General features: G+C 65.5%; 28 protein-coding genes and 1 pseudogene. 13 read left to right on the top strand and 16 right to left on the bottom strand.

Features of this window, described 5'->3' with window-relative positions:
* Positions 1–258 precede the first annotated feature (258 nt).
* Positions 259–1,776, top strand: coding sequence for an acetyl-CoA hydrolase/transferase family protein (locus ASD73_RS02920; RefSeq protein WP_056369278.1), 1,518 nt, complete (start codon positions 259–261; stop codon positions 1,774–1,776).
* Between the two features lie 37 nt (positions 1,777–1,813).
* Here ASD73_RS02920 and ASD73_RS02915 read toward each other — a convergent pair whose 3' ends face one another.
* On the bottom strand, positions 1,814–2,305 hold the full coding sequence (locus tag ASD73_RS02915; RefSeq protein ID WP_327196894.1) for a DUF983 domain-containing protein: 492 nt from the start codon (positions 2,303–2,305) through the stop codon (positions 1,814–1,816).
* A 157-nt stretch (positions 2,306–2,462) separates the two neighbouring features.
* On the opposite strand from ASD73_RS02915, the gene ASD73_RS02910 reads away from it, so the two are divergent.
* From ASD73_RS02910 to ASD73_RS02900, 3 genes are all read left to right on the top strand, one after another.
* On the top strand, positions 2,463–2,783 hold the full coding sequence (locus tag ASD73_RS02910) for a helix-turn-helix domain-containing protein (RefSeq protein ID WP_056369281.1): 321 nt from the start codon (positions 2,463–2,465) through the stop codon (positions 2,781–2,783).
* Complete coding sequence (locus tag ASD73_RS02905; RefSeq protein WP_056369283.1) at positions 2,780–4,441, top strand: SulP family inorganic anion transporter; 1,662 nt, start codon at positions 2,780–2,782, stop codon at positions 4,439–4,441. The genes ASD73_RS02910 and ASD73_RS02905 overlap by 4 nt, the downstream gene beginning before the upstream one ends.
* An 85-nt stretch (positions 4,442–4,526) precedes the next feature.
* Positions 4,527–4,832 (top strand): alkylphosphonate utilization protein, encoded by a 306-nt coding sequence (locus tag ASD73_RS02900; protein WP_056370381.1) that lies wholly within the window; start codon positions 4,527–4,529, stop codon positions 4,830–4,832.
* A 392-nt stretch (positions 4,833–5,224) separates the two neighbouring features.
* Here ASD73_RS02900 and ASD73_RS02890 read toward each other — a convergent pair whose 3' ends face one another.
* Complete coding sequence (locus ASD73_RS02890; protein WP_056370383.1) at positions 5,225–5,692, bottom strand: NUDIX domain-containing protein; 468 nt, start codon at positions 5,690–5,692, stop codon at positions 5,225–5,227.
* Positions 5,693–5,878: 186 nt separating this feature from the next.
* Between ASD73_RS02890 and ASD73_RS22675 the strand changes: the two genes are divergently transcribed.
* The 4 genes from ASD73_RS22675 (at position 5,879) to ASD73_RS02880 (ending at position 8,394) form a co-directional block, all read left to right on the top strand.
* Positions 5,879–6,052 (top strand): hypothetical protein, encoded by a 174-nt coding sequence (locus ASD73_RS22675; protein WP_156377268.1) that lies wholly within the window; start codon positions 5,879–5,881, stop codon positions 6,050–6,052.
* A 2-nt stretch (positions 6,053–6,054) separates the two neighbouring features.
* Entirely contained in the window at positions 6,055–6,183 is a 129-nt protein-coding gene (locus ASD73_RS23400) for a hypothetical protein (RefSeq protein ID WP_267128009.1), read from the top strand.
* Between the two features lie 131 nt (positions 6,184–6,314).
* Positions 6,315–7,868, top strand: coding sequence for a flavin-containing monooxygenase (locus ASD73_RS02885; protein WP_056369288.1), 1,554 nt, complete (start codon positions 6,315–6,317; stop codon positions 7,866–7,868).
* 73 nt (positions 7,869–7,941) lie between these two features.
* Positions 7,942–8,394, top strand: a complete 453-nt coding sequence (locus ASD73_RS02880; protein ID WP_056369291.1) for a potassium channel family protein — start codon at positions 7,942–7,944, stop codon at positions 8,392–8,394.
* Here the strand turns inward: ASD73_RS02880 and ASD73_RS02875 are convergent.
* The 8 genes from ASD73_RS02875 to ASD73_RS02840 all read right to left on the bottom strand — a co-directional run bounded on the left by ASD73_RS02875 (position 8,317) and on the right by ASD73_RS02840 (position 15,288).
* Complete coding sequence (locus tag ASD73_RS02875) at positions 8,317–9,312, bottom strand: ATP-grasp fold amidoligase family protein (protein WP_082521323.1); 996 nt, start codon at positions 9,310–9,312, stop codon at positions 8,317–8,319. The genes ASD73_RS02880 and ASD73_RS02875 overlap by 78 nt on opposite strands.
* A gap of 193 nt (positions 9,313–9,505) precedes the next feature.
* Positions 9,506–10,237, bottom strand: a complete 732-nt coding sequence (locus ASD73_RS02870) for a VIT1/CCC1 transporter family protein (RefSeq protein ID WP_056369294.1) — start codon at positions 10,235–10,237, stop codon at positions 9,506–9,508.
* Positions 10,234–10,608 (bottom strand): STAS/SEC14 domain-containing protein, encoded by a 375-nt coding sequence (locus tag ASD73_RS02865; protein WP_056369295.1) that lies wholly within the window; start codon positions 10,606–10,608, stop codon positions 10,234–10,236. Before ASD73_RS02865 ends, ASD73_RS02870 begins: the two co-directional genes overlap by 4 nt.
* A complete protein-coding gene (locus ASD73_RS02860) occupies positions 10,596–11,153 on the bottom strand; it encodes a hypothetical protein (RefSeq protein ID WP_056369298.1) in 558 nt (185 codons plus the stop codon). The genes ASD73_RS02865 and ASD73_RS02860 overlap by 13 nt, the downstream gene beginning before the upstream one ends.
* 73 nt (positions 11,154–11,226) lie before the next feature.
* Positions 11,227–11,880 (bottom strand): hypothetical protein, encoded by a 654-nt coding sequence (locus tag ASD73_RS02855; RefSeq protein ID WP_082521322.1) that lies wholly within the window; start codon positions 11,878–11,880, stop codon positions 11,227–11,229.
* Positions 11,877–12,944: a zinc-dependent alcohol dehydrogenase family protein gene (locus ASD73_RS02850; RefSeq protein WP_056369302.1), complete on the bottom strand. Its 1,068-nt coding sequence runs from the start codon at positions 12,942–12,944 to the stop codon at positions 11,877–11,879. Before ASD73_RS02850 ends, ASD73_RS02855 begins: the two co-directional genes overlap by 4 nt.
* 90 nt (positions 12,945–13,034) lie before the next feature.
* On the bottom strand, positions 13,035–14,651 hold the full coding sequence (locus ASD73_RS02845) for an MBL fold metallo-hydrolase (RefSeq protein ID WP_056369305.1): 1,617 nt from the start codon (positions 14,649–14,651) through the stop codon (positions 13,035–13,037).
* A 52-nt stretch (positions 14,652–14,703) separates the two neighbouring features.
* Entirely contained in the window at positions 14,704–15,288 is a 585-nt protein-coding gene (locus tag ASD73_RS02840) for an NAD(P)H-dependent oxidoreductase (RefSeq protein ID WP_056369307.1), read from the bottom strand.
* A gap of 328 nt (positions 15,289–15,616) precedes the next feature.
* Here ASD73_RS02840 and ASD73_RS02835 point away from each other — a divergent pair, with 328 nt between their 5' ends.
* The 3 genes from ASD73_RS02835 to ASD73_RS22980 all read left to right on the top strand — a co-directional run bounded on the left by ASD73_RS02835 (position 15,617) and on the right by ASD73_RS22980 (position 18,486).
* Positions 15,617–17,485, top strand: coding sequence for a PAS domain S-box protein (locus tag ASD73_RS02835; RefSeq protein ID WP_082521380.1), 1,869 nt, complete (start codon positions 15,617–15,619; stop codon positions 17,483–17,485).
* On the top strand, positions 17,475–18,089 hold the full coding sequence (locus tag ASD73_RS02830; RefSeq protein ID WP_056370388.1) for a response regulator transcription factor: 615 nt from the start codon (positions 17,475–17,477) through the stop codon (positions 18,087–18,089). Before ASD73_RS02835 ends, ASD73_RS02830 begins: the two co-directional genes overlap by 11 nt.
* Positions 18,090–18,162: 73 nt before the next feature.
* Positions 18,163–18,486 carry a response regulator transcription factor gene (locus ASD73_RS22980; protein WP_056369310.1) on the top strand — a complete coding sequence of 108 codons (324 nt, stop codon included), beginning with the start codon at positions 18,163–18,165 and terminating at the stop codon, positions 18,484–18,486.
* Here ASD73_RS22980 and ASD73_RS02820 read toward each other — a convergent pair.
* The 4 genes and pseudogenes from ASD73_RS02820 to ASD73_RS02805 form a co-directional block, all read right to left on the bottom strand.
* Positions 18,483–19,801, bottom strand: a pseudogene (locus ASD73_RS02820) (NRAMP family divalent metal transporter). The gene ASD73_RS22980 and the pseudogene ASD73_RS02820 sit on opposite strands and share 4 nt — an antisense overlap.
* Positions 19,802–19,860: 59 nt before the next feature.
* Complete coding sequence (locus ASD73_RS02815) at positions 19,861–21,231, bottom strand: MgtC/SapB family protein (RefSeq protein ID WP_327196893.1); 1,371 nt, start codon at positions 21,229–21,231, stop codon at positions 19,861–19,863.
* Positions 21,161–21,490: a TraR/DksA family transcriptional regulator gene (locus ASD73_RS02810; RefSeq protein ID WP_056369313.1), complete on the bottom strand. Its 330-nt coding sequence runs from the start codon at positions 21,488–21,490 to the stop codon at positions 21,161–21,163. Before ASD73_RS02810 ends, ASD73_RS02815 begins: the two co-directional genes overlap by 71 nt.
* Entirely contained in the window at positions 21,490–21,738 is a 249-nt protein-coding gene (locus ASD73_RS02805) for a YdcH family protein (RefSeq protein WP_056369316.1), read from the bottom strand. Before ASD73_RS02805 ends, ASD73_RS02810 begins: the two co-directional genes overlap by 1 nt.
* Positions 21,739–22,016: 278 nt before the next feature.
* Between ASD73_RS02805 and ASD73_RS02800 the strand changes: the two genes are divergently transcribed.
* Both ASD73_RS02800 and ASD73_RS02795 read left to right on the top strand, forming a co-directional pair.
* Positions 22,017–22,700 (top strand): Crp/Fnr family transcriptional regulator, encoded by a 684-nt coding sequence (locus tag ASD73_RS02800; protein WP_056369318.1) that lies wholly within the window; start codon positions 22,017–22,019, stop codon positions 22,698–22,700.
* 4 nt (positions 22,701–22,704) lie between these two features.
* Complete coding sequence (locus ASD73_RS02795; RefSeq protein ID WP_056369320.1) at positions 22,705–23,682, top strand: L,D-transpeptidase; 978 nt, start codon at positions 22,705–22,707, stop codon at positions 23,680–23,682.
* A 24-nt stretch (positions 23,683–23,706) separates the two neighbouring features.
* Here the strand turns inward: ASD73_RS02795 and ASD73_RS23395 are convergent, their stop codons facing one another.
* Both ASD73_RS23395 and ASD73_RS02790 read right to left on the bottom strand, forming a co-directional pair.
* Positions 23,707–23,829, bottom strand: a complete 123-nt coding sequence (locus tag ASD73_RS23395) for a hypothetical protein (protein ID WP_268799960.1) — start codon at positions 23,827–23,829, stop codon at positions 23,707–23,709.
* A 63-nt stretch (positions 23,830–23,892) separates the two neighbouring features.
* On the bottom strand, positions 23,893–24,378 hold the full coding sequence (locus ASD73_RS02790) for an Hsp20/alpha crystallin family protein (RefSeq protein ID WP_235534098.1): 486 nt from the start codon (positions 24,376–24,378) through the stop codon (positions 23,893–23,895).
* Positions 24,379–24,713 lie beyond the last annotated feature (335 nt).

The following is a 24,713-nucleotide window of genomic DNA, read 5'->3' as shown; positions in this document are numbered from 1 at the left end:
AAGGGGCCGCTTGAAGCTGAAAGCGCTTCGGCAGGCCGGTCCGCGTTATCACCTGCTTATGTCCGGAAATTATTCGCACGCTATCCGGTGTCGCGGCTTCTCCGCTTTCTTTCGTGCGGCATCGAGAGCTGAACGATGACCACCACCCATCATCGGGTGGCACTTCATCGAGTCATCGAGAAAAGGCGTTGCGTCGGCCTTGCGTCACAGCACGATCTGACCAATGAGTAGCTATATTTTGATGATCGGAGATTTCACGTGGCCAGCTCTCGCATTGGTCTGACGTTGTTGCGCTCGCGCGTAATGGACGCGGATGCCGCAGCGGCGATGATTGCGCCCGGTTCGACGGTTGGCATGAGCGGTTTCACCGGGGCGGGGTATCCCAAGGCGGTCCCGATCGCGTTGGCGCGACGCATCGAGCGGGCGCATGAAGCCGGCGAACCCTTTTCGATCAAGGTGTGGACCGGCGCATCGACAGGACCCGAACTCGACGGCGCGCTGGCCAAGGCCAAGGGAATAGAATTTCGGCTCCCCTATAATTCCGACCCCATCGCCCGCGACATGATCAACCGCGGCGAGATGAACTATTTCGACATGCATCTGAGCCAGGTCGCACCGATGGCCTGGCAGGGTTTTCTGGGGCCGCTTGATACCGCCTTGATCGAAGTCACGGCGATCCTGCCCGATGGCTCGCTGGTGCCGTCATCCTCTGTGGGAAACAACAAGACCTGGCTCGACCGCGCCGACAAGGTCATCCTCGAAGTGAATCGGTGGCAAAATCCAGCGCTCGAAGGAATGCACGACATCTATTACGGTACTGCGCTGCCGCCCGATCGCGTCCCGATCCCGCTCGTTCGCCCCAACGACCGGATCGGGCAGGCCAGCTTTCGCTGTGACCCGGAAAAAATCGTCGCGATCGTCGAAACCGAAAACCCGGACCGGAACCTGCCGTTCAAACCGGCCGACGATACGGCATTGCGCATTGCGGGCTATCTGCTCGAATTCTTTGGGCATGAAGTGTCCCGGGCGCGTCTTCCCGCCCATCTCCTGCCGTTGCAGTCGGGAGTCGGCAACATTGCCAATGCCGTGCTGAGCGGCCTTCTCGACAGTCCGTTCGATCAGCTCGACGCCTATACGGAAGTCCTTCAGGATGGAATGCTCGACCTTCTCAAGGCCGGCAAGCTGCGAATGGCGTCGGCGACCGCCTTTTCGCTGAGCCCCGAGGCGGCGTTGGAGCTCAATGCCGATATGCAGCGCTATCGCGAGCGGATCATATTGAGGCCCCAGGAAATTAGCAATCACCCCGAACTGATCCGCCGACTGGGATGCCTCGCGATGAACGGGATGATCGAAGCCGACATCTACGGCGCGGTTAACTCGACCCACGTCATGGGCTCGCGCATTCAGAACGGTATCGGCGGGTCGGGCGATTTCGCCCGCAACGCCTATATTTCAGTCTTCATGGCGCCATCGACCGCAAAGGGAGGAAGCATTTCCACGATCGTTCCGCAAGTCAGCCACGTCGATCATATCAACCAGGATGTGCAGGTGATCGTCACCGAGCAGGGCCTCGCGGACTTGCGCGGCCTGTCGCCCAAGCAACGAGCGCGGTTGGTCATCGACAACTGTGCGCACCCCGATTACCGCCCCATGCTCGCGGACTATTTCGAGCGGGCACAGCGCGGCTCATATGGCCAGCATGCTCCGTCGCTGTTAACCGAGGCGCTGTCGTGGCACCAGCGGTTCATAGACACGGGAACCATGCGGCAGGCATGAGTCCGCTCTCCCGAGGCGCAGCGGCCATTCATCTTCCCTATTGTTTGCGGTCGAACGCCTCCGCGTCTCGCCGTTCCTTCTCGAATCCATGCATGCCGAACCACCATTGCAGGGCGATGATCGCCCCTTTCGCGGGCTGGATAAACCCGATCATCAGCGCCAGCATCAGCGGGACGATGATCGCGGCAAGCCCTGCGAGCGACAGCGCCGTCTCCTGAACGAGCGCGATGATGATCGGCGCCATGATATGCCCGGTCAGCAGGATCGAGACATAGGCCGGAAAATCATCGGCCTGTTGATGCGTCCAGTCCTGCAGGCAATGGGGGCAAGTCGCCACCGGCTTGAGAAAGCGGGTAAACAGCTTCGCTTCGTTGCAGCGAGGGCAGCGGCTTCTCGCGCCGCGGAGCATCGACTCCCAGCCCGACGCCGGAAGGACAAAGCTATCCACATTCGACACCTCATCGTTCGCTGGCGGCGAGATATTCCGGGTGACGGGACGGTCGAAGGGCGACACCATGAAATTGGGCATCAGCCGGGCTCCTTGCGGCAAACTCGCGAACGGCATTGGCGGGGCGCGCCCCTGAGAGCGCGACAAGTTGATCTATCGATTGGCATGCTCGATATATACAGCATTAGTTGATGATGTTAAGATTTATAAATGATGTATAAAGCATCAAGGAGCTGATATGATCACGTCACAGCAGATGCGCGCCGCCCGTGCCCTTCTCGGGATCGACCAGCGCCAGCTCGCCGAACTGGCCGGGCTCTCCCTTCCAACCATCCAGCGGATGGAAAGCTCCGGTGGCCAGGTGCGCGGCGTCATCGACACGCTGGTGAAAGTGATCGCCGCGCTCGAAGGCGCGGGAATCGAGCTTCTTGGGGAGAATGCGCCGAGCATCGGGATCGGCCGCGGAGTCCGCTTGCGCGAGACGATCGAAGGCAAGCCCAAAGGGCTGGGGTCTTCGCTTCTCTACGACAAGGACGTCAGCGAGGCAGCCGCCCGGTGACGGCGAAAGCCTATACGCCCAAGCTCCTGACGGTTTTTCGCGAAGGCTATTCCGCCGCAACCTTCCGCGCCGATGCGATTGCCGGCCTGACCGTCGCGATCGTCGCGCTGCCGCTCGCCATGGCGCTCGGCATCGCCAGCGGTGCCTCGCCCGACAAGGGGCTGATCACCGCGGTCGTCGCCGGCTTCCTGATCTCGGCGCTCGGCGGATCGCGCGTCCAGGTCGGCGGGCCGACCGGCGCCTTCGTCGTCGTGATCTTCAATGTGATCGCGAGCCACGGCTATGACGGGTTGCTCATCGCCACTTTGCTCGCGGGACTGATGCTGATCCTCGCCGGTGTGCTGCGGCTCGGGCAGATGATCAAATATATCCCGCATCCGGTCGTGATCGGTTTCACCGCGGGCATCGCAGTCATCATCGCGTCGAGCCAGGTCAAGGACTTCCTCGGTCTTGCCATTGACAAGGTGCCTGCCGATTTCCTTCCCAAATGGCAGGCTTATCTGGGGGCTTTGCCGAGTGCTAGCTGGGCCGCCATCGGCGTCGGCATCGGTGCCCTCGCGATCATCATTGGCTTTCGCAGGCTGGCGCCGCGACTTCCCGGCTTCCTGATTGCCGTGGTGGTCAGCGCGTTCGTTGTGGCGTTGCTGAATCTCCCGGTCGATACCGTCGGTTCGCGGTTTCCGGATATTCCGGCGGGTCTTCCAATGCCGTCGTTTCCGGAGATTTCATTCGCGAAGATCAGCGCCGTCCTGCCGTCGGCCTTCACCATCGCCTTCCTCGCGGGGATCGAGGCGTTGCTATCCGCAGTCGTCGCCGACGGCATGGCGGGGACGCGGCACCGCTCAAACCAGGAACTGATCGGCCAGGGCGTCGCCAATCTCGGCTCGGCGCTGTTCGGTGGTCTCCCCGCAACGGGGGCGATCGCCCGCACCGCGACCAATATCCGCTCGGGCGCGAAGACGCCCGTCGCGGGCATCATGCATGCGGTCTTCTTGCTGCTGTTCATCCTCTTCGGCACCGATCTGATGGCCTATGTGCCGATGGCGGCGCTCGCCGCGATCCTGTTCATGGTGGCGTGGGGTATGAGCGAGTATCAGCGCTTCCTCGCCGTGCTCCGCATGCCAAACAGCGATCGGGCCGTGCTCTTGCTGACTTTCGGGCTGACGATACTCGTCGACCTGACGGTCGCGATCGGCGTTGGCGTGACGCTCGCGTCGCTTTTGTTCATGGCGCGCATGGCTGAGGCCGTCGAGGTCGGGTCCGGCAGGCCGCGCGATATCGATCTCGATTCCGAAGATAGGCATCAGCGCGACGATTTACCGCCGGGCGTCGAAGTGTTCCGGATCGCCGGTCCCTTCTTCTTCGGCGTCGCTGGCGAACTTCTCGATACGCTGCGCCGGTTGGGCCAGTCACCGCGCGTCATCATCCTCCGCCTGCGGCTTATGCCCCTACTCGACGCGAGCGGGGCGCAGGCGCTCGAGGAATTTGTCGAACAGGCGCGGCTCGCCGGGGCTGAGGTCATATTGTCGGGTGTGCAGCCGCAGCCCCGTTCGATGTTGGGTCGCGTCGGGCTTGGCGAAACGTCGATGAAGCTCTCCTATGCGGCCGATTATGCGCGTGCGCAGGTGCTTGCCGTAGAGCTGCTCGGAAAGAAGTGAATGCAGTTCCGCGCTTTGCGCGCTTTCAAAACTATATGCGTCCGTTCGACCGACCGAACGGCCGCCAACCTCAATGGAGCATGAAATGACCAGCGATAATGATTATGTCTATGACGAAGAGAGCGGCGAGTGGATGCCTGCATCCGAACTGGCCAGCCGAAACGCGGCGGCCGGGCAGGTCGAGGTACGCGATTCGGTGGGCAACATCCTCCACGACGGCGATCAGGTGGTTCTGGTCAAGGATCTCGACGTCAAGGGGGCCGGCAAGACACTCAAGGTAGGGACCGTCATCAAGTCGATCCGGCTGACCGGCGATCCGCAGGAAATCGATTGCCGCCACGAAGCCATCAAGGGTCTCGTGCTTCGCGCAGAGTTTGTCCGCAAGCGCTGAGCCTCCCCGTCGGCGGCCCGCCCGCCTATGCGGGCCTATACGGTGCGATGGCGGATGACGGTCGTAGTCGATCCGCACAGGCTGCACGAAGCTTTGCCGCGGTCGATCGAGGTCAAGCAGTACCCGGCCCCCGCTCATGTGAAGAGGCGCATCGTCTCCGCCTTCAAGCGCCAGGCGGATCTCGACGCGGCCGCGGTTACCACCGACGGCGGCATCATCAAACTCGGCGGCAAGGTCAAGGCATGGGCCGAACGCGGGGTCGGCGAGAGGGCCGCATGGTCGGCGCCGGGGGCACCCGGGTCGAGGATAATATCACGATCGCCCTTTGAGCGGAGCGATCGGGAAAGATTCGCTTTGCGGCCGTCCCAGAAACGGGGGCGGCCGCTTTTGTGTCAGTGTCTCAGGGCCAGATAATCGGCGAGCCGGTCGAGGAATGGCTGTTGGCTGGGAAGCATCATGGCCTCGGCCTCCGCGACCGTGAACCATTGCGCCGCCTCGATCTCTGGAAAAGACTGGCGCCGGCCGCTGCGCGGAGGCCACTCGATCTCGAAGCAATTGCTCACGATCGCGGCAGTGTCGAGATCCTGCTCGAGCGCGAAGCCTTCGACGATCTTTCCACCGGCCTGCCGGAGCCGCCCCATTGGAACGAGCGTCCCTTGCAACGCCGTGCCAAGCTCTTCTTGAGCTTCGCGCAAGGCCGCCGCCTCCGTGCTTTCGCCGGCTAAAATATCTCCCTTCGGAATCTGCCAGGCACCACGATCGCGCCGGCGCCAATAGGGTCCGCCGGGATGGACGAGCAAGACCTCCAAGCTCCCGCCTATCAGCCGATAAAGCAATATCCCGGCGCTTCGAGCCGTCATCGGCCGCGGCATCGATCAGGTCTCCCAATCATCGCATCGACCTGCTGGGTCCGCGAGGTACCGCCGGGCAGGCATTGCAGAACGGTAACGCGTCCTTCGCGCCCCGGCCACATGCGGGATCTACGTATTTCGCGCCCTGCCCCTTTCGCCCAGTCTCTGGCCACGCTCAGGACGAAGGAGGACAATATGGATTTGCCTAATGTCGACAGGTCGCTTGCGAAGCTCGGCGTCCCGCGCCGGATGCGCAAGAAGATCGGCCGCGTTTCGCGATCGCCCAAGCTACGCGCGGCGGCGGCGCTCGTTCCGCTTCTCACCGCAGGCCTCCTCGCCGCGCGAAGATTTGCGCGCAAGGGATCCTGACGGTGGCGCCGTCGAACCCCGAAGACCCGATCGAGCGGAACCGCGAGCACGCGGGTGCGCTCGGGCTGTGGCTCGTCTACTTCGCCTTCGTCATTCTGGGGTCGGTCTGGTTCTTTCTCTTCCGGCTCTGACTGGCACTGCTGGCGCCTGGGCAGCACATCCTCGAACAGATGGGGGCGCCGGCCTGGTTGATCAAGGTCAATGACCTTTGATGATGCGGTGTTCATGCCGTTCCACGGATACAAGGAAAAGGGAGCTGTCGATGGCGGAAACCAGGAACCGAGCGGACCCAGGCCAGCCCCGTCCGATCCATGTCGATGTGCTGATCGTCGGTGCCGGCATCTCGGGCATCGGCTCGGCCTATCACCTCCAGCAGCAGTGTCCGGGCAAGAGTTACGCGATCCTCGAGGCAAAACCGACTTTTGGCGGGACATGGGAGACCCACAAATATCCCGGCGTGCGATCGGACTCGGACCTCTACACATTCGGCTATCGCTTCAAGCCCTGGGTCGGCGCGCCGATCGCCAGCGGCGCCGAAATCCTCAAATATATGGGCGAGGTGATCGAGGAGAACGAGATCGGCGTCCATATCCACTATGGCCATCGCATCACTGCCTGCCACTGGTCGAGCACCACCAATCGCTGGACGATCGAGGCCGTGCGCGCGCCGGATGGCGCGGCGGTCACCTTTACAGCCGGCTTCCTCTGGATGTGCCAAGGCTATTATGATCATGAGGAGCCCTACATCCCCGATTGGCCCGGCCTGTCGAATTATGAGGGGCAGTTCATCCATGCCCAGCTCTGGGACCCGGCGATCGATTATGCGGGCAAGCGCATACTCGTTATCGGCTCGGGCGCCACCGCGGCAACCATCGTGCCGGCCTTCGCCGAAAAGGCGGCGCATGTGACGATGCTCCAGCGTTCGCCGACCTATTTCTACTGCAGCGAGAACAGGAACGAACTTGCCGACCGGCTTCGCGAAGTCGGGATCGACGAGCCCACGGTCCATCGCGTCGTGCGGGCACAGATCATGCACGACCAGGATCTGATGACACGGCGGTGCCAATCCGAGCCCGACGCGGTGTTCGAGGATCTGAAAGCGCTGATCCGGGCTTATTCGGGGGATCCCGACTTCGTGTTCGAGCCGCATTTCACGCCGAAATACCGCCCGTGGCAGCAGCGCCTCGCCTTTTGCCCCGACGGCGACATCTTCAAGGCCGCTACGCAAGGGAAGCTGACGGTCGTCACCGATATGATCGATCACTTTACCGCGACGGGTGTCCGCACGGCCGGCGGCGAGGCGATTGAAGCCGACATCATCGTGGCGGCGACCGGATTCAATCTGTCGGTCATGGGCGGAATCCCGTTCGATATCGACGGCGCACCGGTCGATTGGGCGCAGACGATTACCTATCGCGGCATGATGATGACCGGCGTGCCCAACCTCACCTGGGTCATGGGCTATTTTCGCGCCAGCTGGACCCTCAGGGTCGATATGATGGGGGACTTCGTTTGCAACCTCCTCAACCATATGGACGACATCGGTGCAAAAAGGGTCGAGGTCGCGCTGCGGCCTGAGGATGAGGGCATGCAGATCCTGCCATGGATCGAGGAAGATAATTTCAATCCGGGCTATCTGATGCGCGGTCTCGACGCGATGCCGCGCCGCGGCGACAAACCCGAATGGCGCCACAATCAGGATTATTGGGCGGAGAAGGACGCCTTCCCGCGGATCGACCTGCGCGGAGCGGAGTTCGTCTATGATGGTGAGCGCCCGGCGTTGTCGGCTCGCACCGGTACGGAAATCGCGGCCTGATGGCGCGGCCGCGCCGCAAGGCCGGCCGGGGGCATAGCTCCGCGATCGTGCAGCAGGCCGTCGGGAGCGGTTCGTGACGCTCGCCCATCAGCTCGGTCTCGCTACCCTCGTCGTCGGGGTTACGGTCGTGGTGCATCTCGCCGGGTTGGCGCTGTTGCTTGCGATCCTGCGCCGCTACCGGCGTGCGTCGCGGCGCTATCTCGTCATTCTTCTCAACGGCGGCGCAATTCTCGTCGCCGCTTTCGGGCTGTTCGCGCTGCACTCGGCTGAAATCTGGATCTGGGCGGGAATTTATCAGCTCCTTAGCGCTTTCACGGACTTTGAGCATGCCCTGTATTTCTCGACGTCAACCTATGTCACCATAGGCTATGGCGACATCGTCCTGCCCCCGGGACTGCGCATCCTCGGCGCGATCGAGGGCGCGAGCGGGATCATCCTGATCGGCTGGTCAACGGCCTTCTTTTTCTCGATCGTCGATCGCATGAAACTCCTCGAACGCAGTTTCGATACCGATCATGGCCGATGACGGGGCGACGACCGGGCCGCGGCATGGCTGCTCGGTCACGAATTTCAAAGGGTCTGACGGCGCCGCATTTCTCGCCATCGCGGAGAGCCAGAGCGCCCCGAGTTCAAAATCGATCCAGTCCGCGGCAAAGGGGTCGAGCCCGGAACCCGGATAGAGACAATATTCCCCGAAATAGGGCCGGCCCCCGACGTCGTAGAAGTCGACGCGAAGAAAGTTCATGTCGCCGGCTAGCGCCTCGGCTGCCTCCAGCATCGCGGCCAGTGAGGGCGGCGGTGGCGGTTCGTCCGCGGCCCTGACGAGCTGCCGCCAGCTGCGGTCGTGAAGGATCCATCGATGCCGACGGCCGCGCCCGAGATGGACCTGGACATGCGTCGCGACACCCCCGAACACATATATCTTATAGTCGATCGGCAGCGGAAGCGCGCCGCCAAGCAGTGGTTCGGCGAGGATGCCGCGCGGAACGTCGTGATAGGCCCACTCGTCGAGCCAGCGCCCATAGGGCCTGCGCTGCCAGCGGCGCGCGATTCTGCGCAGTTGCTGCCATCGTTCACAGTCGGGTACCGCGGTGACGACACGATATTGGTTGCAGCCGTGACGCGACTTGATAATCGCGGGGACTGGAAACAGGATAAGCCGGGGCAGGGCCGTGCCTTGCCAGATGGTCGGCACGATCCACTCCTCACCCAGCCGCGCTCCCGCAAGGCGCTTCGCCGCTATTTTGTCCATCATCTGGGTCTGGATCGGGGACCGGTCGGTCAGCTTTCTAAGCTGCACAAGTTCGGTGAAGCGGGCGGGATGGTCCCAGGCGACGCGGCGCCCATGGCGCCAAGCATAGAGAAGGCCGACGCGCTGCGCAGCAAGCGGAAATACCCGATCAGGGCCGAAGTCCGTTGGTGCGGGGGCAACTGCCGCGGTCATGGCGCCTTTGCTCCATAATGACCGCCGATGCCCAGGTTCTCGCATGCCTGTAGATTGGCGGAGGCGGCCGGGAGCCGCGAATGTTTCGTTAGTTCGGCCGCGGCCACCATGAAGCAGGAAACCGCGCCAGAGCGAAAAGGCTGCCTCTGCCGATCATTTGTTCGAGGATCGGGGCCGCGCCCGCCCATGCCCGTCAGACAGCCGTGCCCACCAGTCGGCCGATTCCGGCCGTGATGGCCATCGCAAGCGCCCCCCAGAATATGACGCGTGCAACCGGACGGGCAGGCGCGGCGCCGCCGGCCAATGCGCCCAGCCATCCCAGCGCGGCGAGGAACAGGAGGGACCCGAGAGCTTCGAGCGCAACGATCCGCGTCGTCGGCGCCAGGGCCGCGACAAGGAGCGGTAGCGACGCGCCGGCGGTGAAGGTGGCAGCAGATGCCAGCGCCGCGGTGACCGGGCGCGCCGCCGTCATATCGGTGATATGGAGTTCGTCGCGGGCATGCGTCGCGAGCGCGTCGAACGCGGTCATCTGGCTGACCACGATGCGCGCGGTTTCCGGATCGAGGCCGCGGCTTTCATATATGCCGGCCAGCTCATCGCGTTCGGCAGCGGGGTCGCTCGCCAGTTCTCTCTTTTCGCGCGCAAGGTCCGCTCGCTCGGTATCGGCTTGCGAACTGACCGACACATATTCGCCGGCCGCCATCGACATGGCGCCGGCAACGAGGCCGGCAATCCCCGAAACCAGTATCGATTGATGGGTGGCGCCGGACGCCGCGACACCGATAATGAGGCTTGCGGTCGACACGATCCCGTCGTTGGCGCCGAGCACGGCTGCCCGCAGCCATCCCGTCCGCGATACGAGATGGGCTTCGCGGTGATCGCCGCGCGCGGACGGCCAGGGACCCAGCGGGAGGGTGCCCGTCATCCGTCGTGCCCTTCGACCCACATCAGGGCCGCGCCGCGATCTTCGGGCTTGAACACCCGATAGCTGATGTGCGGCAGAAGCGCGCTTTCGATCCGCGTGAGGGCCCGGATCCATAGTTGGTCGGCGACGACCGCGACGCGTCCGAACCGGTCGAGCTTTGCGAAAAGCGGTGCGGCCCGCGCGATATGCGCGGCCAGCCCGCTGATCTCGATACCGTCGATCGACCGCGTCTCGGCATAGACATGCACAGTCTCGTTCGCCGCCATCGCGGCGTCGAGCCGGTCCATGATCGAGGCCAGATCCTCTCCCGTGATCTTGCCGTCGATACGGACGGCAAGCACATCGTACTTCGAGTGGATTATTTCGAACATGTCGGGGCCTTTCCGGTAACGCTCGCCAGCATCGCCGCGACGGCGAGCAGGTCGAGCGTGAGACTTTGCGCCGCGGGGAGGATCGAGGCGAACGGCCAGGCGAACCCGATCGCGAGCGATACCATCATGCTGACCGCGCCCGAGAGATAGAGCCAGCCGCGGCCGGCATGGTTGCGCGCGAGCGCGAGCGTCAGCCGCGCCGCCGCTCCAACCGCGAGCACGCCAGCCATCGCCATCGCGGTATGATAACCGCCGAGCAGCGGATCGACGAACAGGATGATCGCCTGAACCAGGCAGGCGAGCGCGCTTGCGAGCCAGAGCCGACGATCCAGCCGGTCGTCGCAGGTCGCCGCCATGCGGCCCTGGACGATCGCGGCGAACAGCATCGCGGCAACGAGCATATAGATGGCTGCAATCGTCTCGAGGAAAGTGCGCGACAGGATGAACAGGATGAGAAGGCACACGGCCACCCCGATCTCGAGCACCGATATTTCCTTCCAGAGGCCGCTTTGCACCGGGCGGCCGGGCGCATTGGTCGAAATCATCAATCGTCTCCCTCGCGGAAATGGCGTCGGGAGCAGGCATAACCCCTTGCTGGAAGCGCCGCATTGCGGGATTCTACGGACTCGTCCCTTCCTGCGCTTCCGCCCGCCGCGCCGCGGCGCCGCGCTCCGCGGAGCTGTCGTCGCCATCCGCGCTCAGCAACGCGCGGAACGCGGCAAGGCGCGTCCGATACCCCTCGGCATCGCCAAATTCGAGAAACTCATAATAGCGCTGGTGCGGATCGCTGATCCTGAGCGCATGCTTGATCGGGCACCAATATTGCTCGGTCCGGCTTCCGATCTCCCGGGCGTAGGCGATCACGCCATTGGCGTAGGCGCAATAGGCGCAGTTCAGCGCTTCGACCCAGTTGAGATAGGCGAGGCGTCCCCGGTCGAACGCGATATAGTCGCGCCGCTCGACGCGGGCGATCCCATAGGCGCGAAAGCAGATGGCCTGGTAGAAGCTGATCCAGATATCGAGGAGGAGCAGAGGAAGCAGCATCGAGTAGATGACGGGTGCGCTGATCACGGCGCCGAAGGACGAGCGGGCGAGAAAAGCGCGGACGCTAGTCTTGAGTTTCCGTTGTTCGATGACGATGCCGCGCTCGAATTCGACGAGCCGGTCATGGACCTGCACGCCGAGCGCCCTGCGCCGATGCTCGATCTCGCGATCGAGTTCGGCCTGCAGATCGACGATGGTCCGCGCGATCTCGTGCATGCGCTGCGTCACGCGGCGGATCTCGCCGCGCGTGGATCGGCCGCTTCGATGATGACCTTGAGCGCCTTCGTTTCGGCGGCCCGGGAGAAGACGTCATAAGCGTCCATCATGTCGGCCATCGCAAAATGGTGGGTGACAAGCTGTTCGGGGTCTAATTGTTTCGCCTCGACCATCCGCAGCAGCTGCGGCGTCGAGACGGTGTCGACCAATCGCGTCGTGATCGTGATATTGTGGGACCACAGGCGCTCGAGGTGCAGGTCGGCCTTGGCGCCATGCACGCCGACGTTCGCAATCGTTCCTCCGGCTGCGACAAGCAGCTGGCAAAGTTCGAAGGTGGCGGCGATGCCGACCGCCTCGATCACCGGATCGGCTCCGCGCGCCCCCGTCATCTCCATCAGCGCCGCCGCGGCGTCGCGCGTGCCGCTGTTGATCGTGTCGCTGGCGCCGAACCGGCGCGCGACAGCGAGGCGTGCCTCGTCCAGATCGATCATGATGATACGGGCGGGCGAGAAGAGCTGTGCGGTGAGCAGCGCGGCTAGGCCGATCGGCCCCGCGCCGACGATCGCCACGATCGACCCCGGGGCGACCTTGCCGTTGAGTACGCCGCATTCGAAGCCGGTCGGGAGGATGTCGCTGAGCATGACAAGCGCATCCTCGTCGGCCTGCTCGGGGATGGCATAGAGGCTCGTGTCGGCATGCGGGATGCGAACATATTCGGCCTGGGTGCCATCGATGATGTTGCCGAGGATCCACCCGCCCGTCGCGCAATGCGATTGCATGCCCCGGCGGCAATATTCGCAGCGCCCGCACGCGGTGATACAGCTGATCAGAACATGATCGCCGGGCGCGAAAGCCGTCACGCCCGCCCCGATGCTGTCGACGATGCCCACGCCCTCATGCCCGAGGATGCGCCCCGGCGCGCAGCTGGGGACATCGCCTTTGAGAATGTGAAGGTCGGTGCCGCAAATGGTCGTCTTGGTGATGCGCACGATCGCGTCGCCAGCATCCTGCACCTGGGGGACGGGCCGCTCCTCGACGGCCTTCAGGCCGGGACCGTTATAGACGAGGGCTTTCATGCGAAGTCTCCTTTTGTGGGTGGAAGGGCGTCTGGACCTTTGCCTGGACGGCCTCGATCGCATCGGCATCGCCGGATGCGAGGTTTTTGCCTATGCCGCACGGCGGCGCCGTTTCTGTTCGGAGCGCGCCGCCTCATAGCCGGCGAGTACGCGTCGCATCTCGTCGAGCGCCCTTCGGCGACCTTTCTCGCTGCGGATATGGGCGAGGTTGTGCTTCAGATTGGCGGCGAAATCGGCATAGTCATTCTGCCAGTCGTCGCCCGCGAGCTGGGCAAGATCGACGCGTCCGGTCTGGACTCGCTTGGGCGGTGCTCCGGGGGTGAGCGCGAAGCTCTCGCCGATCGCAGGAGCGACGACGGCGAGGCCCGGCGTTTCGGATTGGACGAGGACGCGAAGCGCTTCGATCGCTTCGCTCTCGCCATGGTCGAGAAAAAGTCCGCCGCGGATCGGATGACGTTCGCGAATCCAGGCCGCGAGCTCGTCCCGGTCGGCATGCGCCGAATAGCTCTCGATGCGCCGTACGGCGGCGCGAACATTGATGTCCTTGCCCGAAACCCGCACGCGCTCAGCCCCGTCGAGAATGACCCGCCCGAGCGATCCGCGCGCCTGGAAACCGACGAACAAGATCGTCGACTGGCGCCGATGCAGATTATGCTCGAGATGGTGGCGGATGCGCCCGCCCTCGCACATGCCCGAGGCAGCGAGAATGATGGCGCCCGACACGCTGTTGAGGCGGATCGATTCGGCGACATCCTCGACATAGCGGATCGAGGGGTGACGGAAGATGTCGCTGCCCGCGACATCCTCGAGCTCGGCCGCGTGCGCCGCGAAGACTTTCGTTGCCCGGCTCGCAAGGGGGGAGTCGACGAAGATGGGGACGTTCGGGATGCGGTTCGCCTCGGCGAGGCGGGCGAGGTCGAGCAGCAGCTCCTGCGTCCGCTCGAGCGCGAACGTCGGGATGATGAGATTGCCGCCGCGCGCGAGCGCGGCCTTCACTTCGGTTTCGAGGAGCTGACGGCGGTCCTCGATCGTCAGTTTCGGCCGCGGCCGGTCGCCATAGGTCGATTCGCATATGATGAAGTCCATGCCCGTGGGCGCATCGGGATCGCTCTGGAATGCCTTGTTGTCGGGTCCAAGATCGCCCGAGAAGAGCAGGCGAACCCCGCCCGCCTCAAGCTCGACCGAGGCCGACCCCAGAATATGCCCGGCATTCCACAGCCGCGCCTTGAAGCCCGGTGCGGGCTCGAACCAGGTCCCAAGCTCGGCAGGCTGCGTCAGGCGCCACGCGCGCAGTCCATCGGCCTCGGTGTAGAGCGGCTCGAACATCTTTTCGCCCGCGCGGTCGTAGCGGCGGTTCCGCCGCGCGGTGTCGCTTTCCTGGATTCGGCCGGCGTCGGCGAGCATATATTCGAGTAGGTCGGCGGTCGGCGCGGTACACCAGACGCCGCCACGATATCCTTTTTTCGCCAGCTTCGGCAACAATCCGCAATGATCGATATGAGCATGGGTAAGAAGGACCGCGTCGATCGTACCGACGTCGAACCCGAAGGCGCCGTGATTAAGCGTCTCGAGGCTTCGCGATCCCTGGAACAGCCCGCAGTCGATCAGAATCCTTCGCTGTCCGAGCGTGAGTTCCATGCACGAGCCGGTGACCGTGCCCGCGGCCCCATGAAAGGCGATCTTCAGCTGCGTTTCGGGGTCGGCCATGACAAACTCTCTTTCGTTCGCAGGTGGAAGGGGACGCGGCCTTGCATCGCGCTCAGCGCCCGGCCGCGCCATATTCGGTCATTGTCTCGAGCCACGTCGTGCGGTGCTTGGCATCGCCCTCGACATTGCCGACGATGCTTCGCTCGGTGGGCGTGATGCCGACAAAGCCCAAAATGTTGCGCTCGAGGCTGCGCAGGCTGTGCGCGCGAAAATAGACACGGTAAAAGAGCGCGGGCATCCCCATCGTCACGACGATATGCGCCGTCCGGCCCTTTAGGCGCTTTTCGGGCAAACCCTTCGCCTTGGGCTGAAAGGCGAAGCCGGGACGCATCACCTGTTCGAAGAAGCCCTTGAGGCGGGCGGGCAGGTCGCCGAGCCAGAGCGGGTAGAAGATCGCCAGATGTTGGGCCCAGGCAATATCGTCCTGCGCCTCGGCGATCGCGGGCGGCAGCGGACCCTCTTCCCACTCGGCGCGACTTTCGAGCAGGTCGAACGCGAGGCCCGCGACGGCGATGCGGCGGACGTCATGACCCGCCGCCAGCGCCGCCGCCGCATAGGCGTCGGCGAGCGCATGGACGAACCGCCCCGGATCGGGGTCGGGGTGTCCGTCGATGAGCGTGATCCGTCTGGCCTTCATGGCGAATTCCTAAAGGTGCGCGCGATGGCGCGGCCGGAACGGACCACCGCGCCGGGCCGAGCTGGACGGATGGGCGAGGTGCGGCGATCCGCCCGCCGCTTTTGGGATCGCGGACGCATTCCTCCTATCCGTAGTTTCCCGCATGGTCCCGCCGCGCGCACGGCCTTAGCGAAGCGGCATGCCCCTTAAGGATCAATACGGATCGCCCACGCAGCGAGCGTTTCGCTCTCGCCCGAAAATCGCTATGGATGGCGACCGGGGGAAGGCGCACCTTCAGGATGGCGGCGCCTTTTTTGCAGCGCGGGCGGAGGCCGCGCGGTCGATGTCGATGTTGCAACGCTCTTTCGCGGCGCGTCTCGCCTGCGCGCTGGCTCTCGTCGCTGCCGCCGGGCTGCTGCGCTATGCGCTTGAGCCCTGGCTTGCCGACAATGCACCCTTCCTGCTGTTCGCGCCCGCGATTCTCGCCGCCGCCGTCTTCGCCGGACCGCTTGCGGCATCGATCGCGACCGGTCCCGCTCTGCTTCTCGGCCTCTATTTTGCCGGCTATCGCGGCGACGGGACCTATAATCTGGTCGAGGCCGCGGTCTTCCTGCTCACCGCGGCCGGCATCGTCGCGCTGTCGCAGGCTTTCGAGCGGATGCGCAAGCGCATGCACGAAAGCGACCGCCACGCCGCACGGCGCGATGCCGAGGCGGCGCTCGTTGCCGAGGAGCTCAATCTGCTGATCGACGGCGCGCAAGGCCACGCCATCTATCTGCTCGACGCCGAGGGCCGGATCACGATCTGGAACAAGGGCGCCGAGCGCCTCAAGGGGTGGTGCGAAGACGAGGTCGTCGGCAAGGAATCGGCGATCTTCTATCCGCCCGACGCGGTTGCCGCGGGCAGGCCCGCCGAGGATCTCGCGACGGCCGTGCGCGAGGGCCGCCTCGAGACCGAAGACTGGCGCGTGCGCAAGGATGGCTCGGAGTTTCTCGCCGACGTCTCGATCACGGCGCTTCGCAACGATGACGGAAGCCTTCGCGGCTTTGCCAAGATCGTCTCGGACATCACGGGGCGCCGCGCATCCGAGGAAGCTTTGCGATCGCAGCAGAGCCATCTCCGCTCGATCCTGTCGACGGTGCCCGATGCGATGGTCGTGATCGACGATCAGGGGCTGATCGTCTCGTTCAGTGCCGCCGCAGAGCGCCTGTTCGGCTATCAGGAAGCCGAACTGCTTGGCGTCAATGTCAGCCGGCTTATGCCCTCGCCTGATCGCGAACGCCACGACGCCTATATTCGCCGCTTCCTCGAAACCGGCGAGAAACGCATCATCGGGATCGGGCGGGTGGTGTTCGCCGAGCGCAAGGACGGCTCGACCTTTCCGATGGAATTGTCGATCGGCGAGGCGTCGAGCGACAGCCATCCGCTCTTCACCGGCTTCATTCGCGATCTCACCGAGCGCCAGCGGACCGAGGCGCGGCTCGAATCGCTCCAGTCCGAACTGATCCACGTCTCGCGCGTGAGCGCGATGGGGACGATGGCCTCGACGCTTGCGCACGAGCTCAACCAGCCGCTCACCGCCGTCGCCAATTATGTCGAGGCCATTCGCGACCTGCTCGCCGATCCCGATCCTGCCGATATGCCGATGGTTCGCGATGCGCTCGACGATACGGCGAAGGAGGCGCTGCGCGCCGGTCATATCGTCCGGCGCCTGCGCGATTTCGTGGCGCGCGGCGAGGTGGAGAAAACGATCGAGAAACTGCCGTTGCTCATCAACGAGGCGGCGGTTCTCGGGCTGATGGGCGCGCGCGAGAAGAGCGTCGAGCCCCGTTTCGACCTCGATCCCTATGCGTCGCCGGTGCTCGTCGACAAGGTCCAGATCCAGCAGGTATTGATCAACCTCATTCGCAACGCCGTCGAAGCGATGGCCGACAGCCCGGTGCGGCAGCTGACCGTCACGAGCCGTCCCGACCAGCGCGGCTTTGTCCGGGTGATCGTCGCCGATACCGGCCCGGGGGTCACCCCCGAGGTCGCGGAGCAACTCTTCACGGCGTTCGTCAGCACCAAGGCCGAAGGCATGGGCCTCGGCCTCTCGATCTGCCGGACAATCGTCGAAGCCAATGGCGGCCGCATCTGGATGGCAAAGCGCCCCGGCGGCGGGACCGAGTTTCATTTCACGCTGGTGAGCGCGAAAGCGGAGGAAGATGATGTCGGATAGAAAGCTTGTGCATATCGTCGACGATGAGGAGGCGATCCGGCGCTCGGCGAGCTTCATGCTCAAGACTTCGGGCTATGCCGTCGAGACCTGGGCCAATGGCATCGCTTTCCTGAAGGAAATCCGGCACGTCTCCGAAGGCTGCATCCTGCTCGATGTGCGTATGCCCGAAATGGACGGGCTCGAGGTCCAGCAGGCGCTGCTCGAGCGCGGCGTTACCATGCCGGTGATCGTGCTGACCGGCCATGCCGACGTCTCGATCGCGGTGCGCGCGATGAAGGCCGGCGCGGTCGATTTTCTGGAGAAGCCTTTCGAAAAGGCGGTGCTGATCGGCTCGATCGAGACGGCTTTCGCTCGCATGGCCGCCGCTGGGGGGGCCGCAGCGCGCGCCGCCGAAGCCGAGGTGGTTCTCGCCATCCTCACCCCGCGCGAGCGCGAGGTCCTCGAAGGCCTCGCGCAGGGGCTGCCCAACAAGACGATCGCCTATGATCTCGGCATCTCGCCGCGCACGGTCGAGGTCCACCGTGCCAACCTCATGGCGAAGCTCGACGTCCGCAGCCTCTCGGACGCCCTCCGGCTCGCTTTCGCGGCCGGACTCGGCTCGTGACATCTGCGGACATTACGTAACGACCCGATGCTGCGTCCCCGATAGACTTTTGTCCTTCGGAAGGATGCACCGCATGACCACAGGCCGCGGCGAATACCCCATGGCATCAACGCGCCGCTCGGCGTCGGCCGCTGCCGCACGGCAGCGGGGTACCGCGCCTCCGGTCGATCTGCTGACGCATCGCGAGATGGAGGTCGCGGCCGGGCTAGTGCGCGGGCTCACGAACAAGCAGATCGGGCAGGAGCTCGGCATCAGCCACCGAACCGTCGAAATCCATCGCGCGCGCCTGATGCGCAAGCTCGGCGCCGCAACGCTTGCCGGGCTTCTCGGCATCGTCCTGCCGCAGCGCGACCGGATCGACGCGCTGATCGCCGAACAGGCAAGCGCGCGAGCCTAGACCTGTCCCGCGACGAGGAAGAAAAAGAAGAGCAGGGTGGCCGCTGCCATCACCGCAGTCGCCCCCCAGCCCGACCAGAGCTGCTGCCGCGAAATACGGAGGCGCCCCATCGCGCGCGGATTGCGCGCAATCAGCATCATCACGACCATGAGCGGCGCGGCGAGCACGCCATTGACGACCGCGGCCCAGTAAAGCGCGCGCGCCGGGTCGATCCCGATCGCCGAGAGCGAGGCCCCCGCGAGCGTCGTCGCGGCGATCGTGCCGTAGAAGAGCCGGGCAGAGAGGGGATTGGCGTCAAGGCTGCCCGCCATTCCCGCCATCTCGGTCACCGCATAGGCGGCCGATCCCGCCAGCACGGGAACCGCGAGAAGGCCGGTGCCGATGATCCCGAGCGCGAACATCGCGAAGGCGAACTCCCCCGCGACCGGGCGCAGCGCTCTGCCGCCTGCGCCGAGGTCGCGATGTCGCGCACCCCCTCCGCATGTAGCGTCGCCGCGGTCGCGAAGACGATCGCGAGCGAGATCAACGTGCTGAGCGCCATGCCGGTCAGCGTATCGATACGGATGCGCTTCAGTTCGGGACCCGCCGCCGCCGGCGTCAGACACAGCGGTTTTGCATGATGGCGATGCTGTTCCTCGATTTCCTGCCCGGCCTGCCAGAAGAAGAGATAGGGGCTGATCGTCGTGCCGAGGATCGCGACAAAGGCGGTGGCATAGGCGGCGTTGAGCTCGATGTCCGGGACCACCATCGCGCCGAGCGCTTGGCTTCAGGGCACATGGACGACGCACAGCACCGCGACATAGGTGAAGAGGGTGAGCGTCGTCCATTTGAGGATCGCGGCATAGCGCGGATAGCTGAGGCCGACCTCGAGGACGATGCTGAGGATGCCGAACAGCAAGGTGTAGAGCCCGGCATCGCCGCCGGCGAGCAGCGCCAGCGCCGCGCCCATGGCACCGAGATCGGCGCCGAGGTTGATGATGTTCGCCACCAGCAGGAGCGATACCATCGACCAGAGCAGGGGACGCGGATAGTGCCGCCGCAGATTGCGGGCGATCCCCGCTCCGGTGACCCGCCCGATCTCGGCGGCGATGCCCTGGATCGCGACCATCAACGGGAAGCTGAGCACGAAGGTCCAGGACAGGCGATAGCCGAAGGCCGCACCGATCTGGCTATGCGTCCCGATCCCGCTCGGATCGTCGTCGGCGGCGCCGGCGATCAGCCCTGGGCCCAGCGCGCGAAGAAATTCTCTCGGGCTCGGCCTGGCCTCCGCCGATGCGGCGGGAGCCCGTGCGTCCTCGTCGCTTGTGATCGGCATGAATGCCCTTTCTTTCGGTAACTTTCGCGCTCGCGAGGGCGATGATCCGTCTCCGCGCTTCAGAAGAGAAGGATCGGGACCAGCGTGAGGCTCGCCGCGACGCTGAGGACGAGCGGCAGCGCAAGTTTCCACCCCTTCCGCCAGCCGGCGATCGCCACGGCGGTCGCGCCCTTGAACAAGGTGTTGGCGAGAACCGGGGCGACGATCACGACCGTCGCGAGCTGGCCTTTGAGCAGACCCTGGGGAAGCGAGCCCACGGCGATGATCGCGGAGTCGACGTCGGCCAGTCCCGAGAGCGCGATGACGAGCGCGAGGCCGCGCTCGCCGACCAGTGCCATCGTCCAGCGGGCGGCCACCGTCAGCAGCATGACGAGTAGCATGAGGCCGATCGCCGGAGCGAGGCGGAACGGGTTCTTGAGGTCGACGGGGCGGTCGGTGGCACTGGCGTCGCGGCGGCTGCGCAACGCAAAGAAAATGGCTCCGCCGCTCACCAGCGCCGCGGGCGCGGCGATCCAGGCGAATCCGGGCATGGCCGCCGGCGCCAGCACCGCGGTCAGGATCGCCGCGCGGATCAGCATCACCGCCGACGCGGCGCCGATCCCGGCGATCGCCATCGCTTCGCTTTCCTCGCCGTCGCGCACGCGCATCGCGAGCGCCGCGGTGACCGCGGTCGAGGAGACCATTGCGCCGGTCGCGGCCATGACGAGCGTTCCGCGCGAGGCCCCGAAGCGCTTCGCGGCAATATAGCCTAGAAAAGAGAAGCCCGAGACGAAGACGACGACCAGCCAGAGCTGGCGCGGGTTCCAGGCGTCATAAGGGCCGAAGCGCTGGTCGGGCAGCAGGGGCAGGATGGCGAGCGCGATGAGCGCGAAGCGGACGATCGCCCCGACCTCGACATCGCTGAGCCCCGCGACCCAGCGATGCAGCTCGTCGCGGAGCGCGAGCACCATCGTCATGGCAACGGCAATCACCGCCGCCATCTCGGGTCGGCCGCTCGCCGCAAGATAACCGCAGCCGAGCGTGATGAGCGCGGCGAGGCTCGTCGTGCCGCTGAGCTGGTCGGGCGGACGCGCGCTCTTCGCATAGCCGATGAGGATGAGGATCGCCGCGGCGCCGAAGACGATCGCGGCAATCGCCGGGGCCTGGGCTGCGGCGGCTGCCGCCATGCCGCCCGCGAGGCCGAACAGGGCAAAGGTCCGCACGCCGGCGAAGCGGCTGCCCGCCGCCTCGTTGCGCAGGCTCCAGCCGCGCTGGACGCCGACGAGCAGCCCGAGAAGGAGCGCGAGCCCAAGTCCGGCGAGCCCCTCGAGTCCAGCGCGTGATAGTACGTCGTTCATGGTGCGCGTCCGGTGCCGCCGCTCAGCCGCCGCGCTCGCGTTCGCACGCGATGCAATGCGTCGCAGTCGGCAAGGCCGCAAGGCGGGCGGCATCGATCGGCGTGCCGCACGAGGTGCAGAGGCCATAATGACCGGCATCGAGCCGCGCGATCGCATGCCGGATCGCTTTCATCTCCGCGTCCGCGGCGCGCTGCTGCGCGTCGAGCGCCTCGTCATCCTCGCGTTCGACGGCCTGCTCGGCTGTATCATCGTCGAGTGGCGCGCGCTGCTCGCTTTCCACCCGCTCGACCAGGGCGGCCAGCCGATCGAGCCGCGCGACGAGGTCGGCGCGAACCTCGGCCAGATTGTGCATCACGCCGCCTCCTCGTGCGCGATGAGCGCGGCGATCTCGTCGAGGATGAACAGTCGCTTCTTCTTCAGCGTCTCCAGCTCTTCGTCGGGCACCGCGTCAAGGCAGGCCTCGGAGCGCTGGATCTGGCTCGAAAGGTCATGATGATCTTCGGCGAGCTTACGGAAATGGGTGTTGCCCAGCTTGAGCGCATGGAGCGTCGGTCCATGGTCGGGAAACAGCGTGTGAAGGTCGTGGCCGGCTTCGCTCATCTTCGGTCCTTTCGTCGCGGATTTGTCTCGCCGGATTGCGCCGCGACGCGCCAACTGTCGTTACGCAATAGCCCTTACGCCCGGCCCGGTCGGACCGCCGACCGTGCCCCGCAAAGCGTCGCGCGAGCGGCATACGTACAGTTGCGTAATCACCTATGCGCGGCGGACCGCTATCTGGACCGAATGACGGGTCAGCCACATCCATTCCGCCGCCAAGGCGGCAACCGCCCGGCACCGGGCCGGAGCGCCGTGCGCGCATCACTTGCGGGAGGACGGCGATGAGCGACTGCGCTTCCTGCGCCGTGCGACGCCGCGCCATCTGCGCCAGCCTTGCCGTCGACGAAGCCGCCGAACTTGGCCGCATGGGGCGGCGACAGCGCGTGAAGGCAGGTCACACTCTGCTCTGGGAAGGCGACGAAGCGCCGACGGTCGCGAATGTCCTGGCAGGCGTTCTCAAGCTCGTCGTCGCCACCGCCGATGGCCGCGAGCAGATCGTTGGCCTGGTCTTCCCTTCCGATTTCATCGGCCGTCCGTTCGGCAAGCAAAGCCCTTACCGGGTCACCGCGATGACCGATGCCGAGGTCTGCATCTTCAATCGCCAGCAGTTCGACGATTTCGCGGGCCGCCATCCGCATTTGCAGCAAAAGCTTTTGCACCGCACCCTCGACGAACTCGATCGGGCGCGGCACTGGATGATGCTGCTCGGCCGCAAATCGGCGCCCGAGAAGGTCGCCTCCTTTCTTCTCGATATGGAAGAACGGCTTCCTGGCGGCGCCGGCGGCGGGTCTGGCGGCTTCGAGCTGCCCTTCGGCCGCCAGCAGATTGCCGACATATTGGGGCTGACCATCGAGACGACCTGCCGGCAGCTCACGCGCATGCGCAGCGACGGTCTCGTCGACCTTCCCTCGCGGCGCGCGGTGCGGATCAACGACCGGGCCCGCGTCGCGGCCATGGCCGGCTGAACCGATGGCCAGGTACGTGAAGCTCGCCGGAAAGGCGGGGATCCTCCTGGGGGCGGCCCTATGGCTTCCCCTCGCGGCGTCGGCCGAGCCCGCGAGCCCGCAGGGGAGCGTTCTCGAGGCGGCCGAGCGGCTGGCGCCCGGCGATTATATCTGGGCGCCCGAGATCGCGCCGCGCGGACCTTTGCTCATGATCGTAAGCCTCGCGACCCAGCGCGGCACCCTCTATCGCAACGGTGTGCCGATCGCGATCACCACCGTCTCGACGGGCAAGGCGGGCCATGAAACCCCGACCGGCGTCTTCACGATCCTCCAGCGCGACATCGATCATCGCTCGAACCTCTACGACGATGCGCCCATGCCCTATATGCAGCGGCTGACCTGGGGCGGGGTTGCGCTGCATGGCGGACGCTTGCCGGGCTATCCGGCGTCGCATGGCTGCATCCGGCTGCCGCAGGCTTTTGCCCGCCTCCTCTATGGCGTGACCCGGCTCGGGATGACGGTCATCGTCACCGAGGCCGCTGCCGTGCCGCGCGCGGCTCCCGGCGATCCCCTGCTCCGGACCGGGCCGGCGCTGGCCGAAGGCGCGGTGCTATGGGAGCCGGACCGGGCACCAAGCGGCCCGGTGTCGATCATTGTCAGCGCCGCCGACCAGCGGCTGCTGGTGCTGCGCAACGGGATCATGATCGGATCGGCGCCCGCGCGCATCGAAGGTCCGGTTACCGGCACCTCGGCATTCGTCCGCCAGTCGGGCGCATCGGGCGCGGCAGCCTGGCTCGAGGTCGCCATCCCGGGCGCAATTGCCGCCAAGGTGCCCGTGCCCTTCGCCGGACGCGTCGATATCGCGGCCGATCTGCGCGCGCTGCTTGCCCCGCTCATGACTGGGGGAACCAGCGTTATCGTGACGCCGGACTCGCTTCGCACCGCGAGCCCGGCGCCGCTCGAGATTCTCGGCGGCGACGAGAGTGGCGCGCCAACGCGCTAAGGCGCGATGGGTTCGGCCAAGCGGCTAAAGGCGCGGGGCGAGCGCCAGGATAAGCGTCGCGCCCATCACCAACGAAAGGATCGCCGATCCGAGCTTGAGCCGCAGCAGTGCCTCGCTGCGCGAGGCCGTGTGATGGGTCAGGGACATTGTTCTGCTCCGGTAAGGGGGGCGGCCGGGACCGCCCCGCAGGCGCGGCCCCGGCGCACGCGTCTAGCTGCCGATCTTGATCTTGCGGGCATGATCGCGCGCCTTTTCGGTCTTCGCGATCTCGACGCTGAGCAATCCATGCTTGAACTTCGCTTCGATCTCGTCGGCGTCGGCGTCGGCGGGGAGAGCAATCCGGCGCCGGAAGCTGCCGTGGCGCCGCTCGCTGATCAGATGCCCGTCCTCGCGCCGTTCGGACGACTCCTCTTTCTCCCTCGCGAGCAGAAGGACGCCGTCGGCGACCTCGAGCCGGATGTCCTTTTCGGTGAGCCCGGGGAGCTCGGCGGTCAGCTTGTAGGCCGACCCGGTATCGACGAGCTCGACCGCTGGGAGCGGGCTCACGAGCCGCGGGACGTAGCTCAGCAGGCTGCGGCCGGGCGGTGCGAATTCCTCGAACATGCGGTCGAGTTCGCCGCGTAGCCAGTTCATCGCGCCAAGCTCGGCTTGGGCGGGCTGGCTGCCTGCGGTGCGGGTCGGGGTAAGGTCGTTCATCATACTGCTCCTTTTCAAAGCGGATATTGTCAGGACGGCGGGCCGCGCCGGAGCAGGGGCCGTCGCCATCGGGACGCGACCTCGGACCTACCGAGCCGTTGCTGGCGGCTGAATTGGGGAAGCTCCCAATCGGAACCCTCCTTACGGGAAGTTGCGGATAAGCGGCCGGCTCGGCCTCGGGCAGGGTGTGCACGCTCGCCGGGCGCTCGCTCGGGGCCGTGCCGCGAGCCCGGCTCCCCGGGCGTGACCGACGTCGAGGATTATCTCGCGGTCGACAGCTGATCCCGCTCGCCTTGGGGAAGAGGCGACCCCCTGCGGCCGTCCGGACATCCGGG

The sequence above is a fragment of the Sphingopyxis sp. Root154 genome, from assembly GCF_001427105.1.
Taxonomy (GTDB): domain Bacteria; phylum Pseudomonadota; class Alphaproteobacteria; order Sphingomonadales; family Sphingomonadaceae; genus Sphingopyxis.
Note: the sequence above shows the minus strand (reverse complement) of the source record. Positions and strands in the feature narration are given on the sequence as shown.

Bases quoted from the DNA above. Each gene is read 5' to 3' on its own strand.
- ASD73_RS02910 (WP_056369281.1), top strand. From the start codon at position 2,463: ATGATCACGTCACAGCAGATGCGCGCCGCCCGTGCCCTTCTCGGGATC.
- ASD73_RS22980 (WP_056369310.1), top strand. From the start codon at position 18,163: ATGACCACAGGCCGCGGCGAATACCCCATGGCATCAACGCGCCGCTCG.
- ASD73_RS02805 (WP_056369316.1), bottom strand. From the start codon at position 21,738: ATGAGCGAAGCCGGCCACGACCTTCACACGCTGTTTCCCGACCATGGA.
- ASD73_RS02890 (WP_056370383.1), bottom strand. From the start codon at position 5,692: ATGACGGCTCGAAGCGCCGGGATATTGCTTTATCGGCTGATAGGCGGG.
- ASD73_RS02860 (WP_056369298.1), bottom strand. From the start codon at position 11,153: ATGATTTCGACCAATGCGCCCGGCCGCCCGGTGCAAAGCGGCCTCTGG.
- ASD73_RS02875 (WP_082521323.1), bottom strand. From the start codon at position 9,312: ATGACCGCGGCAGTTGCCCCCGCACCAACGGACTTCGGCCCTGATCGG.
- ASD73_RS23395 (WP_268799960.1), bottom strand. From the start codon at position 23,829: ATGTCCCTGACCCATCACACGGCCTCGCGCAGCGAGGCACTGCTGCGG.
- ASD73_RS02790 (WP_235534098.1), bottom strand. From the start codon at position 24,378: ATGAACGACCTTACCCCGACCCGCACCGCAGGCAGCCAGCCCGCCCAA.
- ASD73_RS02795 (WP_056369320.1), top strand. From the start codon at position 22,705: ATGGCCAGGTACGTGAAGCTCGCCGGAAAGGCGGGGATCCTCCTGGGG.
- ASD73_RS02870 (WP_056369294.1), bottom strand. From the start codon at position 10,237: ATGACGGGCACCCTCCCGCTGGGTCCCTGGCCGTCCGCGCGCGGCGAT.
- ASD73_RS02810 (WP_056369313.1), bottom strand. From the start codon at position 21,490: ATGCACAATCTGGCCGAGGTTCGCGCCGACCTCGTCGCGCGGCTCGAT.
- ASD73_RS02915 (WP_327196894.1), bottom strand. From the start codon at position 2,305: ATGCCCAATTTCATGGTGTCGCCCTTCGACCGTCCCGTCACCCGGAAT.
- ASD73_RS02850 (WP_056369302.1), bottom strand. From the start codon at position 12,944: ATGAAAGCCCTCGTCTATAACGGTCCCGGCCTGAAGGCCGTCGAGGAG.
- ASD73_RS02815 (WP_327196893.1), bottom strand. From the start codon at position 21,231: ATGCCGCCCGCCTTGCGGCCTTGCCGACTGCGACGCATTGCATCGCGT.
- ASD73_RS02840 (WP_056369307.1), bottom strand. From the start codon at position 15,288: ATGAAGGCCAGACGGATCACGCTCATCGACGGACACCCCGACCCCGAT.
- ASD73_RS02845 (WP_056369305.1), bottom strand. From the start codon at position 14,651: ATGGCCGACCCCGAAACGCAGCTGAAGATCGCCTTTCATGGGGCCGCG.
- ASD73_RS02830 (WP_056370388.1), top strand. From the start codon at position 17,475: ATGTCGGATAGAAAGCTTGTGCATATCGTCGACGATGAGGAGGCGATC.
- ASD73_RS02865 (WP_056369295.1), bottom strand. From the start codon at position 10,608: ATGTTCGAAATAATCCACTCGAAGTACGATGTGCTTGCCGTCCGTATC.
- ASD73_RS02885 (WP_056369288.1), top strand. From the start codon at position 6,315: ATGGCGGAAACCAGGAACCGAGCGGACCCAGGCCAGCCCCGTCCGATC.
- ASD73_RS02800 (WP_056369318.1), top strand. From the start codon at position 22,017: ATGAGCGACTGCGCTTCCTGCGCCGTGCGACGCCGCGCCATCTGCGCC.
- ASD73_RS02835 (WP_082521380.1), top strand. From the start codon at position 15,617: ATGTTGCAACGCTCTTTCGCGGCGCGTCTCGCCTGCGCGCTGGCTCTC.
- ASD73_RS22675 (WP_156377268.1), top strand. From the start codon at position 5,879: ATGGATTTGCCTAATGTCGACAGGTCGCTTGCGAAGCTCGGCGTCCCG.
- ASD73_RS02900 (WP_056370381.1), top strand. From the start codon at position 4,527: ATGACCAGCGATAATGATTATGTCTATGACGAAGAGAGCGGCGAGTGG.